The organism is Streptomyces sp. NPDC038200, from assembly GCF_055600785.1.
The window spans coordinates 1-14,309 of sequence record NZ_JBVJYH010000045.1; the positions used below are offsets into that span (position 1 = coordinate 1).

Annotated in this window: 11 protein-coding genes, 1 tRNA gene and 4 pseudogenes; 5 read left to right on the top strand and 11 right to left on the bottom strand. The window is 69.2% G+C overall.

Going from position 1 to position 14,309, the window contains the following annotated elements; all coding sequences use genetic code 11:
- Nucleotides 1-376: 376 nt before the first annotated feature.
- Together ACZ7KF_RS41230 and ACZ7KF_RS41235 are read right to left on the bottom strand one after the other, a co-directional pair.
- Nucleotides 377-1,384: a hypothetical protein gene (locus tag ACZ7KF_RS41230; protein ID WP_471087764.1), complete on the bottom strand. Its 1,008-nt coding sequence runs from the start codon at nucleotides 1,382-1,384 to the stop codon at nucleotides 377-379.
- A 316-nt stretch (nucleotides 1,385-1,700) separates the two neighbouring features.
- Nucleotides 1,701-1,774: transfer RNA gene (locus tag ACZ7KF_RS41235), tRNA-Met, on the bottom strand.
- Nucleotides 1,775-2,185: 411 nt separating this feature from the next.
- Between ACZ7KF_RS41235 and ACZ7KF_RS41240 the strand changes: the two genes are divergently transcribed.
- Nucleotides 2,186-2,446 carry a hypothetical protein gene (locus tag ACZ7KF_RS41240; RefSeq protein WP_471087767.1) on the top strand — a complete coding sequence of 87 codons (261 nt, stop codon included), beginning with the start codon at nucleotides 2,186-2,188 and terminating at the stop codon, nucleotides 2,444-2,446.
- A complete protein-coding gene (locus tag ACZ7KF_RS41245) occupies nucleotides 2,439-3,515 on the top strand; it encodes a response regulator (RefSeq protein ID WP_471087770.1) in 1,077 nt (358 codons plus the stop codon). The genes ACZ7KF_RS41240 and ACZ7KF_RS41245 overlap by 8 nt, the downstream gene beginning before the upstream one ends.
- Nucleotides 3,516-3,632: 117 nt before the next feature.
- On the opposite strand, the pseudogene ACZ7KF_RS41250 reads toward ACZ7KF_RS41245, so the two are convergent.
- Nucleotides 3,633-3,992, bottom strand: a pseudogene (locus ACZ7KF_RS41250) (glycoside hydrolase family 76 protein); the annotation flags it as partial.
- Nucleotides 3,992-4,388 (bottom strand): annotated as a pseudogene (locus ACZ7KF_RS41255) (transposase); the annotation flags it as partial. The pseudogenes ACZ7KF_RS41250 and ACZ7KF_RS41255, both read right to left, overlap by 1 nt.
- Between ACZ7KF_RS41255 and ACZ7KF_RS41260 the strand changes: the two are divergent.
- Nucleotides 4,342-4,488, top strand: coding sequence for a DUF6283 family protein (locus tag ACZ7KF_RS41260; RefSeq protein ID WP_471087773.1), 147 nt, complete (start codon nucleotides 4,342-4,344; stop codon nucleotides 4,486-4,488). The pseudogene ACZ7KF_RS41255 and the gene ACZ7KF_RS41260 overlap by 47 nt on opposite strands.
- 185 nt (nucleotides 4,489-4,673) lie before the next feature.
- Here ACZ7KF_RS41260 and ACZ7KF_RS41265 read toward each other — a convergent pair whose 3' ends face one another.
- Complete coding sequence (locus ACZ7KF_RS41265; protein WP_471087792.1) at nucleotides 4,674-5,303, bottom strand: helix-turn-helix domain-containing protein; 630 nt, start codon at nucleotides 5,301-5,303, stop codon at nucleotides 4,674-4,676.
- A 144-nt stretch (nucleotides 5,304-5,447) separates the two neighbouring features.
- Between ACZ7KF_RS41265 and ACZ7KF_RS41270 the strand changes: the two genes are divergently transcribed.
- Entirely contained in the window at nucleotides 5,448-6,434 is a 987-nt protein-coding gene (locus ACZ7KF_RS41270; RefSeq protein WP_471087776.1) for an alpha/beta fold hydrolase, read from the top strand.
- Between the two features lie 152 nt (nucleotides 6,435-6,586).
- Here the strand turns inward: ACZ7KF_RS41270 and ACZ7KF_RS41275 are convergent.
- From ACZ7KF_RS41275 to ACZ7KF_RS41300, 6 genes and pseudogenes are all read right to left on the bottom strand, one after another.
- Nucleotides 6,587-6,907, bottom strand: a pseudogene (locus ACZ7KF_RS41275) (IS5/IS1182 family transposase); the annotation flags it as partial.
- A 169-nt stretch (nucleotides 6,908-7,076) separates the two neighbouring features.
- Nucleotides 7,077-8,114: a LacI family DNA-binding transcriptional regulator gene (locus ACZ7KF_RS41280; protein WP_471087795.1), complete on the bottom strand. Its 1,038-nt coding sequence runs from the start codon at nucleotides 8,112-8,114 to the stop codon at nucleotides 7,077-7,079.
- 25 nt (nucleotides 8,115-8,139) lie between these two features.
- The gene (locus ACZ7KF_RS41285; RefSeq protein ID WP_471087779.1) at nucleotides 8,140-9,804 is read right to left on the bottom strand and encodes a glycoside hydrolase family 13 protein; all 1,665 of its coding nucleotides are present in this window, start codon (nucleotides 9,802-9,804) and stop codon (nucleotides 8,140-8,142) included.
- Nucleotides 9,805-9,887: 83 nt separating this feature from the next.
- Nucleotides 9,888-10,802 (bottom strand): sugar ABC transporter permease, encoded by a 915-nt coding sequence (locus ACZ7KF_RS41290; protein ID WP_471087782.1) that lies wholly within the window; start codon nucleotides 10,800-10,802, stop codon nucleotides 9,888-9,890.
- 13 nt (nucleotides 10,803-10,815) lie between these two features.
- Nucleotides 10,816-11,811, bottom strand: a complete 996-nt coding sequence (locus tag ACZ7KF_RS41295) for a carbohydrate ABC transporter permease (protein WP_471087786.1) — start codon at nucleotides 11,809-11,811, stop codon at nucleotides 10,816-10,818.
- Between the two features lie 133 nt (nucleotides 11,812-11,944).
- Entirely contained in the window at nucleotides 11,945-13,234 is a 1,290-nt protein-coding gene (locus ACZ7KF_RS41300; RefSeq protein ID WP_471087789.1) for an extracellular solute-binding protein, read from the bottom strand.
- 653 nt (nucleotides 13,235-13,887) lie between these two features.
- On the opposite strand from ACZ7KF_RS41300, the pseudogene ACZ7KF_RS41305 reads away from it, so the two are divergent.
- A pseudogene (locus ACZ7KF_RS41305) lies at nucleotides 13,888-14,309 on the top strand (hypothetical protein); the annotation flags it as partial.

The following is a 14,309-nucleotide window of genomic DNA, read 5'->3' on the forward strand; positions in this document are numbered from 1 at the left end:
TTCTGCACACCTACAACCACCACCGCTGCCACACCGCACTCGGCGGCCACCCACCGATCAGCCGTGTGAACAACGCTTCGGGTCAATACACCTAGACGTTTCGGACGCCCGTGGGGCGGGCACGGCGGCGATCACCGCGTTCTTCCGCTGCCGCCGGCCGCACGTCACCGGCGGCCGCGGAGCAGCTCGTTCCTCCCTCTGCGTGCGGCGCTACGGCGCTTGAGCGAGGCGCCGAGGACGCGAGGAGCGCCGGTCGACTTGCCGACGCGCGCGGAGACGGTGGGCACGGGACTCGACGCCCATGCCGCACCGCCGGCCGCCGCAGGCGTTGCTCACCGTGCGGACACGGCATCCTTGCCGTACGCGCTCGACGCGATCAGTCCTGCGGGAAGTCCTGATCGGCGAGGTCGCCCTCGGCGAAGTCGGCATCGTTCATCGCCGGGCCGGCGAAGAAGTCCTGCATGAGTTCGTTCAAGTCCAGCTCCTTGGCACCGGCCGGGGCGGTGGGCCTGGTGCCATCGCTCACTCGCAACGTCAGGCCCAGCTTCTTGACCTTGGCGTTCTCGGCCAGCTTGGCGAGGTCCACGTCCACCTCGGTCAGCTCACCGTTCTTGAGCGTGAAGTCCGCCGTCACCTTGGTGTCGGGGGCGTCCTTCAGGTCCTTGTCCGTCGGCAGGTCCATGCCCGGCGGCAGGTCCTTCGCCGCCAGCGGGCGGACCTCGCGGAACAGCTGGGTGATCAGCGTGCGGAACGGGGCCGTGGCGGTGACGTGCTCGACGCCGTCTCCACCGTCGGCAGTCTTGAAGCGCACCTCACGGGCGACGACCCCGCGGAGCGCCTTCACGAGCTTCTTCTGCGTCTTGGCGTCGAAGGACGGGGCGGGCGCGGGACCTCCCTCGGTCCCCTGGTCCTCGGCGGCGGCCTTGTCCATCTCCTTGGTGCTGAACTTCACCCACTTGCCCTCGAGGAGGTTCTTGAACGCCCCGGCTCCCTGGGGGAGGTCATCGGCCGTCGGCACGGGAGTGCCCGTCATCTTGCCGAGGGCGTCGGTGTCGACACGGACGTAGGCCTCGTCGCCGATCAGCCGGTACTCGGCGAGACCGCCATCCGGGTTGCTGATCTTCATGGCCATGCCGATGAAGTCCTTCTCACCAGACGCTTCGAGCGGCTTCTTCGACTGCACGGTGACAGTGATCTTCGCGCCGCTGATCAGCTTGGCGGCCTCGTCCGGCATCTCGTCGCCGGGCGCGGGCTCGGACTCGGCGTCCAACGCCTTCAGGGAGGTGACGTCGGTGTCCAGATCGAGCTCGAAGGAGAGCATGTTCTTCTTGCCGAGCTTCTCGAAGGCACGGTCGAGCTTTTTACCGGCGGAGAGCTGCTCCACCGTGCCGCAGGCGGCGGAGCCCGCGAGGACGGTGCCGACTACGGCGGTAGCGGTCAGGGTCTTGCGTATGGCGTTGATGATGGTCTCCTCGAGAATCCGATCACGGCGTGATCGATGAGGAGACTCACCACCTGCCCAGAAGGTTGTGCTGTTCGTCGGCGATCACGGAACCGGGATCGGGCCGCCGAAGCGTTCTCACGGTTCGCCCGGCCCGGACAGCGACTGGTGAGCGCCGCCTGGCGCCTTGCGTGCCCGTGCATCGGCGGACGGGGGCACGCGAAGGGGGACCCGGTCGACCGGGTCCCCCTTCGTCTCGTAGCGGGGACAGGATTTGAACCTGCGACCTCTGGGTTATGAGCCCAGCGAGCTACCGAGCTGCTCCACCCCGCGTCGGCAGTGCCACTCTACACGCCGTCCCGGGTGGGTCGGCACGCCGTCCCGGGCCGGGAGGGGTGAGGGTGTCGCATCTCGGGGCGCGGGAGCGAGTACGTTCGCGGTCTCGGCGGGCCCCTGCGTCAACCGCGGCGTGCACGGAGGATCACTCCGCCGACCCGATCGCTCCGGCGTTGCCGGAGATCGGCGCGTTGCAGAGCAACGCTCTGGCAACGGCCGATGCTGCCAAGCCCCTGATCTGCAAGGACGTGGCTGTGAACGGCGACAACACCTGTGCAACGGACAGTCTGTGCCGCCTCGCTTCAGGATCATGGACTGCAACACCTCTGGCTTCGTCCATCCTGGTTCCTCCGTCCGCGATCGGCCGGACAGGGAGCAAGCCCCGCCGCGTCAGGGCGGGTTGGACGAATGGAGAAGAACACGGTGGATCGTTCGCTGTTGTCGCTGAGAGCATCCCTGGTATTGCTGCTCGCCCTGCTCACCGGGGCGGCGGCAAGCGGGCTGACGGCCGTCGCCGGGGAGGGCACCGCACGCAGCCTGCTCGCCGGCCTCGCCGCCACGGGACTGGCCGTCCAGTTCTACAACCGGCTCATCGCCACCGAGGACGGCACAGTCCAGCCGTCGGGCACTGCGGGCTCCGGCACGGCCGAGGGAGAGAGCAATGGGTGAACTGCGACCTCTGGGAGACGACCTCAACGATGCTTCCCGGGCGTTGGCCGAGGCGTTGCGCGAGTTGTTCGAGAGTCTTCACGTGTCCGTCCGCCGATACGCCGCTCGGCGCCGACTCGATCCGGGCACGGTCTCGCGCTACCTGAACGGCACCCGGTTACCTCCGTGGCAGGTGATCAGCGATCTCTTCACCGATGTCGCCGAGCATCGTGGGACCGCGGTCACCACCGAGGCCATCGAGTTCGTACGGGGTCTGTACGGATCCGCCGTGGACGCCGCCTCGTCGCCCAAACACGCGGTGGAGATCCTCGAGCAGCAGCTGGCCGACGCCGACCATGTCTCCCGGCGGTCCAGCGTCCGCGGCGACGTCCTGGGCGACGCGCTGCTGGACCGGACGCAGCGCATCGCCGACCTGGAGACGCGGCTCAACCAGCTGAAGGCCGACCGTGTCGCGGAGCAGAAGCGGGCGGACGAGCTCGCGCAGGTCTTTCCGGATCTCTCCGGCCTCATCCAGGAGCGCAACGCGCTCCAGCTGGAGGTGGAGCGCCTCAGAGCAGCCCTTTGGGAGGCGCAGGCCCAGCGAGCCGCGGCGGAGGGCCGTTGTGATCTCCTGGAACGCCAGCTGGACGCCGTCGAGCAGGCCACGGTGAGTGCGCTGCCGCCGGGGCCACAGGGCATGCCCAAGATCCTCGTCGTCGACGATCAGCCGGACAACCTGCTGGCGATGACCGCAGTTCTGGCGACGCTCGATCAGGAGCTCGTCACGGTCTCCTCCGGCCGGGAGGCCCTCAAGGCCCTGCTCGACCACGACGACTTCGCCGTCATCATCATGGACGTGCAGATGCCGGAGATGGACGGATACGAGACCTGCGCCCACATCAAACGTCGCCCGAGGACCCGGGACGTTCCGATCATCTTCCTGACCGCGATGGGCACGGAATCCGAACACTCCGCCCGGGGATACGCGGCCGGCGCCGTCGACTACATCAACAAGCCCTTCGACCCGTGGGCCCTGCGCGCCAAAGTCGCCGTGTTCACCTCGATCTATCTGGAGCGGCACCGTCAGTAGCCGCGTGCGGGCGCGTCACCGGCCCGTCCCGGGCACGAACCCGGGCACGAGGAAGATGAAGAAGGCACGGAGCCGGGCTTCGCGCCTTCGGCCGCTGCGGGTCCTCGTCGGTCCCGGTCAGCCCGCCGCGTTCAGGAGGTCCAGTGCGCTCTGCTGGCAGCCGTAGTCCGTGGCGCCGGGACCGCCACCCCCGTGCGGGCCGTACTGGTCGAGGGGGTTGCGGTCGCGGGTGTAGGCGGTGTTCGCCCAGCTCGCGAGGGTCCCGGTGTACGGATGGTCGCCGAGCTGGGTGTTGAGCCGGCCCAGGCCGCGGACGTAGGCATCCTTGAAACTGGGGCCGTCGCCGGTGCAGGAGTCGTTCTCCCCCGGCTCGCGCAGCACGCCGTCGGTCTGCAACCTCACGGTCGAGGCGTCGGCCTGTGTGCGGGCGGCGGTCAGCAGCGTGGAGTCACCGGTGGCCCGGTACAGCTCGGTCAGACCGTCCGCTGCTTGTAGGTCTCGCGATCGAAGGCTGGCGGACGGCCGCCGAGTCGGCCGCGCCGCTTGCGGTTCGCGGCCTGGTCCGCCGGCTGCGGGGCACGTGTCGCCTAGGCCGTTTCCTTCGGATCACCTCGCCGACCAGATGAGGATGGCGGCGAGGTGGAGCGGGTACGTCACCGGCCTGGCCCGGCGTGACGACGAACGCCGGCGGTCGGCGACGGCCGTCCGCGACGAGGTGGATTTTCATGGTCAGTCCACCGCGGGAACGACCGAGGGCATGGTCTGTCGGCTCGCCGGCCGAGGCCCCTTTCCCCGGGCCCCGGCGGCGTGCTGGTGAGCACGGACGATGGTGGAATCCACCGCGACGACCCAGTCGAGGTCGCCTTCGGCGTCGGCTTGGCCGCCGTCACTACGCCCTCCGGCGCCCCGCCCATGCGAGAGCTGTCCCTATCGCCGCGACGTACCCGCGGGGATCTGGGCCAGCGAGGAGTAAAAAGGCACCTGCGGCCAGCAGCGGCTTGCCCACCCATCCCGTGGCTTGTGACAACGCTCGTGCTTCGGCTCATCGTTGAGCCGAATCAGGATGGTTGTCACCGGTAGAGCCGGGTGACGCGGCGAATGAGGCCGGCCGAAGCAGTGGGGTTGTCACCGACGAGGCACGCGGCTTGTCACCACTGCTCATTCAGCAGCCTTTCCGTCACCAGTCCGGCGACCAGCGGCTGGAGGGGTGCGCAGCCGTAGACGTTCTCCTTGAGGCCCGAACATGATCAGATACTCGACCGGTCCGGTGGATCCGGCGTTTGCGACTCCGTGGGGGATGCGGGTGTCGAACTCGACGACGTCCCCGGCAGTCAGGACGAGGTCCTGGTTGCCGAGTGCGATCCACAACCGCCCGTACAGGACGCACAGCCACTCGTAGCCTTCGTGGGACACCTGGCGGGGCCGCCCAGGCTGCTGCGCGACGGCAGGCAGCACGTGCTTGTGGGCGTGCAGGCCGCCGACGTACTGGGTCAGCGGCAACACCGCCTTGTCGTCGCCGAAGCTGTGCGGCGCCGCGCTGCGGGGTTCGGCCGCGGGGGCGGGTGCGGTGCCGACCAGCTCGTCCAGGGCGACTCCGTATTCCTTGGCCAGATGCAGCACCACCTCCAAGGTGGGCTTGCGTCGGCCGGTCTCGATCCGCGACAGCGTACTGGGCGAGATGCCGGTCGCGCGGCTGACAGCGGCGAGGGTGACGCCACGGCGCTCGCGCACGGCCCGCAGCCGCGGCCCCATCTCCGCCAGCGTCTGGGTCACGTCGTCACCTGCCACCATCCCCGTTCCTTCCGCCGTGCCGCTTCACCGCTCTGTCCTGCAACCTTGCCAGAATGGCAACGCTGCTCGCGCCGAGTGGCCGCGGCGCCGCATGATCGTTGGGTTCCCGCCGGCCGCCCATGAACCGAGGAGAAGGCCCCCATGCGATCCGAGTCGACCGCAGCACTGTGCCACCGCACCGTCCAGGCCCCGGCCGGGCGCCTGCACCTGGTAGAGCAGGGCACCGGCCCGTTGATCCTGCTCGTGCACGGCTTCCCCGAGTCCTGGTACTCCTGGCGCCACCAGCTCCCGGCCCTCGCCGCGGCCGGGTACCGGGCGGTGGCGATCGACGTGCGCGGCTACGGCCGCTCCTCCAAGCCCGCCGCAACCGACGCCTACCGAATGCTCGACCTGGTGGAGGACAACGTCGCCGTCGTGCGCGCCCTCGGCGAGGAGAGCGCGGTGATCGTCGGCCACGACTGGGGCTCCAACATCGCCGCTGCCTCCGCCCTGCTCCACCCTGGAAACTTCCGCGCGGTCGGCTTGCTGAGCGTCCCGTACGCGCCGCCCGGCGGCCCCCGCCCCACCGACATCCTCGGCCAGATCGGCGGTCCCGGGCAGGAGTTCTACGTCTCCTACTTCCAGGAACCCGGCCGCGCCGAGGCGGAGATCGAGCCCGACGTACGGAGCTGGCTCGCCGGCTTCTACGCGGCCCTGTCCGCCGACACCATGCCCGCCGAGGGCGAGCCCGCCCCGCACTTCGTAGCCCTGGGCGGCCGGCTGCGCGACCGTTTCCCCGCCGGCCCGCTCCCGGCATGGTTGAGCGAGGAGGACCTCGACGTCTACGCCGGGGAGTTCGAGCGCACCGGTCTGACCGGCGCCCTCAACCGCTACCGCAACATGGACCGCGACTGGGAAGACCTCACCCCGCACCGCGGAGCTCCCATCAAGCAGCCGTCCCTGTTCATCGGCGGCGCCCTTGACCCCTCCACCATCTGGATGGCCGACGCCATCAACGCCTTCCCCACCACCCTCCCCCGCCTGTCGGCCTCCCACCTCCTGGACGGCTGCGGCCACTGGATCCAGCAGGAACGCCCCGACGAGGTCAACAGCCTGCTGACCGACTGGCTCGCCACGCTTCAGAGCTGAACCAGACGGGCTACCTGAGCAGCCCGGCGGTGCTTTTCGGGTGGGCCGCGCCGAGGCAGCGCATGCCGGTCTGCTCGGTGATGCCGAACAGTCGCACCGCACGTACTCCACTACGCCGGTGACAACAGCGTGCCCAAGCCGTTTCCTTCGGATCACCTCGCCGACCAGATGAAGATGGCGGCGAGGTGGAGTCCGGCCAGGTAGATGGTGGCCGTCTTGTCGTAGCGAGTGGCCAGGCCGCGCCACTGCTTGAGCTTGTTGATGCACCGCTCGACGGTGTTCCGCTGCTTGTAGGTCTCGCGATCGAAGGCTGGCGGACGGCCGCCGAGTCGGCCGCGCCGCTTGCGGTTCGCGGCCCGGTCCGCCGGCTGCGGGATCACCGCCCGGATCTTCCGCTGCCGCAGAGGGAGGCGGATCGCCCGTGACGGTTCCTCTTCTTCCAGCGGCACATCGTCAAGTCGGTGGCCACGACGGGACTCGGCGGACAGTGAGGGCGGCCCGGTGAGGGCGCCGGTGCGCACACGGCGGGCGGGGGCCGGGCGAGGGCCGGCCCCCGCCCGGCCACTCAGAGCTGTCGCGGCGGTCGACGTGTCCCTGGCCACGCGTTCGCACGTGCCGCGCTCGGCCGGCTCCGCGCCGGACTCAGGCGGCGGGGTGGCGCACCCTGGCCTTCGAGGCCGTGGAGCCGCGTACCACCAGCTCCGGCATGAAGACGAACTCGCTGTGCGGCGCGGGCGTCCCACTCACCTCTTCCAGCAGTGTGCGCACCGCCGCCTGCCCCATCGCGGGCACCGGCTTGCGGATCGTGGTCAGGGGCGGGTCGGTGAAGGCGATCAGGGGCGAGTCGTCGAAGCCGACGACGGAGAAGTCCCGGGGCACCTTCAGGCCGCGCTGCCGGGCCGCCCGTATCGCACCCAGCGCCATCATGTCGCTGGCGCACACCACCGCCGTGCAGCCCCGCTCGATGAGGGACCCGGCAGCGGCCTGGCCACCTTCCAGGCCGTAGAGGGAGTGCTGGATCAGCGTCGACTCGACCAGGTCCGGTGACAGGCCCAGCTGGTCCTGCACCGCCCGGACGAAGCCCTCGATCTTGCGCTGTACGGGAACGAAGCGCCGGGGGCCGACGGCCAGGCCGATACTGGTGTGGCCCAGGGAGACGAGGTGGGCGACCGCCAGAGTCATCGCCGCGCGGTCGTCGGGCGAGATGAAGGGAGCCTGCACCTTCGCCGAGAACCCGTCCACGAGCACGAACGGCACGCCCTGGGCGCGGAGGTCCGCGTAGCGCTTCGTGTCGGCGGTGGTGTCCGCGTGCAGCCCGGAGACGTAGATGATCCCGTCGACCGCGCGGTCCACCAGCATCTCGGTGAGTTCGTCCTCCGTGGATCCTCCGGGCGTCTGGGTGGCGAGCACCGGGGTGTAGCCCTGCCGGGTGAGGGCCTGCCCGATGACCTGGGCGAGCGCCGGGAAGATGGGGTTGTCCAGCTCGGGGGTGATGAGGCCGACCAGGCCCTCGCTGCGTTGCCGCAGCCGCACCGGGCGCTCGTAGCCCAGTACGTCGAGTGCGGCCAGCACGGCCTGCCGGGTGCCGGCGGCGACGCTCGGTTTGCCGTTCAGGACCCGGCTGACGGTCGCCTCGCTCACCCCCGCCTGGGCGGCGATGTCGGCCAGCCGTATGGTCACCGGGACGGTCTGTACCGGACGCATGTCAGACGGTCCACCAGACGGCACACTCCCCGGGCAGTGCTGTCGTCCCGGCCCCCGGCAGCACGTCGGCGCTGGCCAGCAGCAGCGCGCCGGGCGTGGTCAGCGTGACGGGAGCGGAGGTGAGGTTGACCGTGCAGACGAAGGAGCCGTTCGCGCTGTCTCGGCGGAAGGCCAGCACGCCCTCCGGGGCGTCGAGCCAGGTGATCTGACGGCCCGCGCCCAGCGCCGGGTGCTCGCGGCGGACGGCGAGTGCGCTGCGGTAGAACTCCAGGGTGGAGGTGGCGTCGCCCTCCTGCGCCTCGACGGTCAGGTGCTTCCACTCCGCCGGCTGCGGCAGCCAGCTCGGACCGCCGTCGACGGCTCCGAAGCCGAACGGCGGCACCTGGCCGGACCACGGGATCGGCACCCTGCAACCGTCGCGGGTGCCGTCCTGGCCCGTGGTGCGGAAGAACGCGGGGTCCTGGCGCACTTCGTCGGGCAGGTCGACGACCTCGGGCAGGCCGAGTTCCTCGCCCTGGTAGATGTAGGCCGAACCGGGCAGTCCCAGCATCAGCAGGGTCGCCGCGCGTGCCCGGCGCAGGCCGCGCGCCGCGTCGCCCTCCGCGAGGCGGGTGGAGTGACGTACCACGTCGTGGTTGGACAGCACCCAGGTCGCCGGCGCGTGCACGGCGTTCATGGCGCGCAGCGAGCGGTCGATGACCTCGCGCAGCTCGGCCGCGTTCCAGCCGGTCCCCAGGTAGTCGAAGTTGAAGGCCTGGTGGAGTTCGTCCGGGCGCAGGTAGAGGGCACTGCGCTCGACGCTCGGTGTCCATGCCTCGGCGACGGCGACGCGTTCGCCGGTGTACTCGTCGAGGATGCGCCGCCAACTGCGGTAGATGTCGTGGACGCCGTCCTGGTCGAAGTACGGCACCGGCTGCGTGCCGAGCAGCTTGACCTGCTCGTCGTGGCCGACGTCCGGCAGGCCGGCCTCCTTGATCAGACCGTGCGCCACGTCGACGCGGAAGCCGTCGACGCCGAGGTCCAGCCAGAACCGCAGGATGGAGCGGAACTCGTCGTGGACGGCGGGGTGGTCCCAGTTGAAGTCGGGCTGCTCGGGTGCGAAGAGGTGCAGGTACCACTCGCCCGGGGTGCCGTCGGGCTCGGTGACCCGGGTCCAGGCGGGGCCGCCGAAGATGGACTCCCAGTCGTTGGGCGGCAGCTCACCCTCGGCGCCCTTGCCCGGACGGAAGTGGAAGCGGTCCCGGAGGGAGGAACCGGGACCCTCGCGAAGCGCCTGCTTGAACCACTCGTGCTGGTCGGAGCAGTGATTGGGCACCAGGTCGACGATGATCCGCAGGCCGAGCGCGTGGGCGTCGCGCACCAGGTCGTAGGCGTTCGTGAGGGTGCCGAACATGGGGTCCACGGCCCGGTAGTCCGCGACGTCGTAGCCTCCGTCGGCCTGCGGGGAGGCGTAGAACGGCGAGAGCCAGACGGCGTCGACACCGAGCTTCGCCAGGTAGGGAAGGCGTGCGCGGATGCCGGGCAGGTCGCCGATTCCGTCGCCGTTGCTGTCGGCGAAACTGCGCGGATACACCTGGTAGATGACCGCGTCGCGCCACCACTCCCGGTGCGGGGAGGCGGAGGCGGGGGCTTCGTCGGGGACTGTGTCGGTGACGTGCTGGGTCATGGCTTCCCTTAAGGAGTACGAGGGTGACGACGAAAGCGCGTGCCCGGTGGGCGGGGGCCGGTGTCCGGCCGGGGGGCCGCCGGTCATGACTTGGTGCCGCCGGCCGTCAGTCCGGAGACGAGGCTGCGCTGCACGAGCATGAACACGAGGGCGGCCGGGATGGTGATGATGATCGCGGTGGCCGAGGTCCACGCCCAGTCGGGCCGCTGGTCCTGGGCGAAGGTGCGGATGCCGACGGCGAGCGTGTAGTGGTCGGACTGCATGAACTGTGTGGCGTAGGCGACCTCGCCCCAGGCGGTGAGGAAGCTGTAGAACGCCGTCACGGCGAGGCCCGGCCTGGCCAGCGGCACGATCAGCCGCCAGAAGGTGCCGAAGGGGGTGAGGCCGTCCACGCGTCCGGCCTCGTCTATCTCCTTGGGGATGGTGTCGAAGTAGCCCTTCATCATCCAGGCGCAGAACGGCACCGCCGTGGTCGCGTAGGCCAGGATCAGTCCGAGGTAGTTGTCGAGCAGGTTCAGTTCCGACATGAGCAGGTACAGCGGCACGATCAGCACGATGCTGGGGAACATCTGGGTGACCAGGAAGACCCACATCAGCTGCCGGCTGCCCGGGAACCGCATCCGGGACACGGCGTAGCCGGCGGTCGCGGCGAGGAAGACGCCCAGGGCCGTGGTGCCGGCCGCCACGATGACGGTGTTCAGGAACCACTGGAGCAGATCCGAATGGGCCAGCACGTCACTGTAGTTGTGGAAGCCGAGGTTCTTCAGCACCTCGCTCGGCTGCTGCCAGGCGTTCTTCGGGCCCAGGGAGATGAAGAGGACCCACACCACGGGGAAGGCCGCGATCACGGTGGCGAGGATCAGCGTGCCGTGCAGGGCCACGGAGGCACCGAGCCCTCGCTCTTCCCGGCCTCGCGCCTTGCGGGTCGCCGGGGCGGGGGCGGCGAGCGGGGCGGTACCGCCGGGCGCGGCGGTGGTCTCGTGCGTTGCTGCGGTCATGACGATGGCTCCTTTACGCCTGCTCGGACTTCAGGGCGCTGCGGCGGTAGAAGGTCGAGAAGGCAAGCAGGAGGGCGAGGATGATGATCCCGTAGGTCGCCGCTCCGGCGTAGTCCGAGACCCCGTTGAACGCCTTGTGGAAGGCGAAGGTGACGAGGATGTCCGTGTCGCCGGTGGTGTTGTTGCCCAGCAACAGGTAGATGACGTTGAACATGTTGAACGTCCAGATGCAGCCCAGCAGGATCACGGTGCTGGACACCGGCCGCAGTCCGGGCAGCGTGACGTTGACGAAGCGCTGCCAGGGCGAGGCGCCGTCCATCTCGGCGGCCTCGTACAGCTCCTTGGGGATCGACTGGAGTCCGCCCAGCAGGGCGACCATGTTGAAGGGGATGCCGATCCAGACGTTGACCATGATGACGGCGATCTTCTGGGACAGCGGGGAGCCGAGCCAGTTCTGCGCGGGCAGACCGACCGCCTGGATGATCTCGTTGAACACCCCGTACTGGGAGTTGAGCATCAGCCGCCAGGCGAAGACGCCGATGAACGACGGGACGGCCCACGGCAGGATCAGCATCGCGCGGTAGAAACCCCGCAGGCGCATCTTGCGGTTGAGCAGTACCGCGAGTGCCATGCCCAGACCGACTTGCAGGACGACGCAGGACACCGTCCACAGGACCGTCCACCACAGCCGGGGGTAGAAGTCGCCGTCCTCGCCCGACAGGATGTGCCAGTAGTTGTCGAGGCCGACGAAGTCGTAGGTGGCGGGCCGGTGGAAGGCGCCGATGGTGGTGGCGACGTTGGCCTCGGTCGCGTTGGTCAACGACTGGTAGAAGCCGTATCCCAGCGGATACAGCACCAGCAGGGTGATGACGATGGCGACCGGGGCCACCATGGCCCAGGCGTACCAGTACTTGTCCCACGCCCGCCTGACCGGTCCAGGTGCGCGCTGTGGTTTCCGGTGGCCGCGGGCCGTCTCGTCGGTCTTTCCGGTGCTCGTTGCGGTCGTCATACTCATCGGCTCTTTCGCGGGCGAAGTCGGGTGGTTCCGCAGCCCCGGGGGAGCCCCGGTCGGGGCGGCAGCGGGGAAATGGATCCCCCGGGGCTGCGTGTCCTTCGGTTACCGTGGGGCGGTGCGCCGCGGTTCAGCCGATGGAATAGCCGTTCAGCAGCTTCTGGAACTCCTTGGCGGTGGCGTCGAGACCGCCCTGGACCGACTCGTCGCCCTGGAGGATCTTCACGTAGTTCTGCGCCAGGGGCGTGAAGAGTGAACCGACCTGCGGGAGAGCCACGCGTGCGCGTGCCGTCTTCTCCAGGATCGGCTGGAAGCCGGCGATCTTGGCGTCCCCGGTGACCTCACTGGTGTAGGCGGACTTGCGGGTCGGCAGGGTGCCGGTGCCCTTGGCGATCGCGATCTGGCTCGGTGTCGACGTCATGAACTGTGTGAACAGGTAGCTGGCGTCCAGGTTGCTGGACCCCTGGTAGACGGTGAGGTTGTGGCCACCGGTCGGGGCCTGTGCCTTGCCGCCGGCACCGGCCGGGACGGGCGCGAAGCCGAGGTTGCCCTCGTCGCCCTTGAACGCCGTGCCGCTCAGGTCGTCGCCGACCGACCAGGGGCCCTGGACCAGCATGGCGACCTTGCCGTTCTTGAAGCCGGCTTGCATGTTCTGGTAGGCGTTCGCGAAGTCGACCTTCATCGACGCTTCGTCATTGATCTTCTTCGCGGTTTCCAGGGCCTTGACGGCGGCACCGTCGTTGATGGTGATCTTCTTCGTCGAGGGGTCGGCCAGGTCGGCGCCGTTGCTGTAGAGCAGCGGGAGCAGGAAGTAGGAATCGGGGTTCAGGTAGGTGCCGTAGGCCCCCGTCTTCTCCTTGATGGTCTTCGAGTCGGCGATGAACTCGTCCCAGGTGGCCGGCGGTTCGGTGATGCCGGCCTTCTTCAGGAGCTTCTTGTTGTACAGCAGGCCCAGGGTGTCGGTGACCGAGGGCACGCCGTAGGTCTTGCCCTTGTACTTGGCCGTGTTCAGCGGGACGGAGCTGAAGTCGTCGGTGTCCTTGAGTGCCGCGGTGCCGTCGAGCGGGGCGATGTAGCCCAGTTCGGCGTACTCGGCCATCAGCCCCACGTCGGTGCGCACGACGTCGGGTGCGCCCTTGCCGCTCTTGGCGGCCGACTTGAACTTCTGCTCGATGTCGGTGAACGGGACGTTCTGGTAGTCCACCTTGATCTTCGGGTACTTGTTCTCGAACTGCTTGATGAGGGCCTTGTACGTCGGGGCCTCGGTCGCGGCATCCGAGGTGTCCCAGTACGTGATCGTGCCGGAGATGTCCTTGGGATCCTTCGGCGTGCTCGATGAGCCGCCGCCCGAGCCACCGCAGGCCGAGGCGGTGAGGGCGACCACGGTGACCGCGGCGGCGATCGATATGCCACGTCGCATAGCAACTCCTTGATCTGAATGCCCGGAACATCCCTCGAGAAGGGCCGGGGTGCCGTCTGTCTCAACCGACGGCCGCCGGGCGCGAGTTGAACATACAAGGTTGCAATCTCTTGCGAAAGACGTTGCAGGAGGATTCCTCCACGATTCCCTGGGCGTGACAACCTTGTTACCTGCGTGTGCAGTTGATCGCCCGTGAACGAGAACTCACCTGGAAGACCTGCTCAGTTGCTACTACGACGTCCTGTGGACACCCCTTGCACCGCGCGCACGACACAGCGGTCCCCCGCCGGGCGGACGGCGCTGCGCGACGACGACGCGTTGCCACTTTCCGACGTTCCGTAACATGTGACGAGCCGTCATGGCTGTGGGTGCAGTTTCTTGCTGATGCTTTCAAGGCCCTTGCTGTAACCGTTCGCTCGTGGTTACGGTCGCGCCCGGCGTCCGGCCATGAGGCCGTCTCACGGCATCGGGTGGCCGGAGCCCGACCAAGCCATCGGCACAAGGAGTCCATACCCATGACATCCAGCCGGCCGGCGCCCGTGAAGCGCCCGCCCCACCAGGTCGGACGGGGAAGACGAGGCAAGCGGGGTGTGCGCGTGGCGGCAATCACCAGTGCCCTGCTCGCCGCCGCCCTCCTCCAGTCCCTTGCCGCACTCCCCCAGGCCGTCGCCCACGCCGCCGCCGGAACCGGCACCACCGGTCTCGGCCCGAGCACTTCCAAGGCGGTCTGGATCGACCGGAACACCGTCGCCTGGAACGGCGCGGACGGCGCCGCCTCCACCCAGCTGCTGTACTCCCGCGACGGCTCCATCAGCGTCGAGGGCTCCTCCCTGACCGGCGACGACACGCGCCGGATCCGGCTGGCGAGGACGGCCCTGACCGACGCCCAGAAGGCGAAGTTCCCGCACCTGAAGGACTACGCCGCCTGGTCCGTCGACCCCCGCGACCGGGACCGGGTGCGAGAGGCGCTCACGGGGCAGCTGGTGGCCTCGCAGCGGGCCGCGAACGGTGCCGTGCTGGCCGCGACCGGTGTGCAGATCGCCGGTGTGCTGGACGACCTCTACCCCGGCGCCAC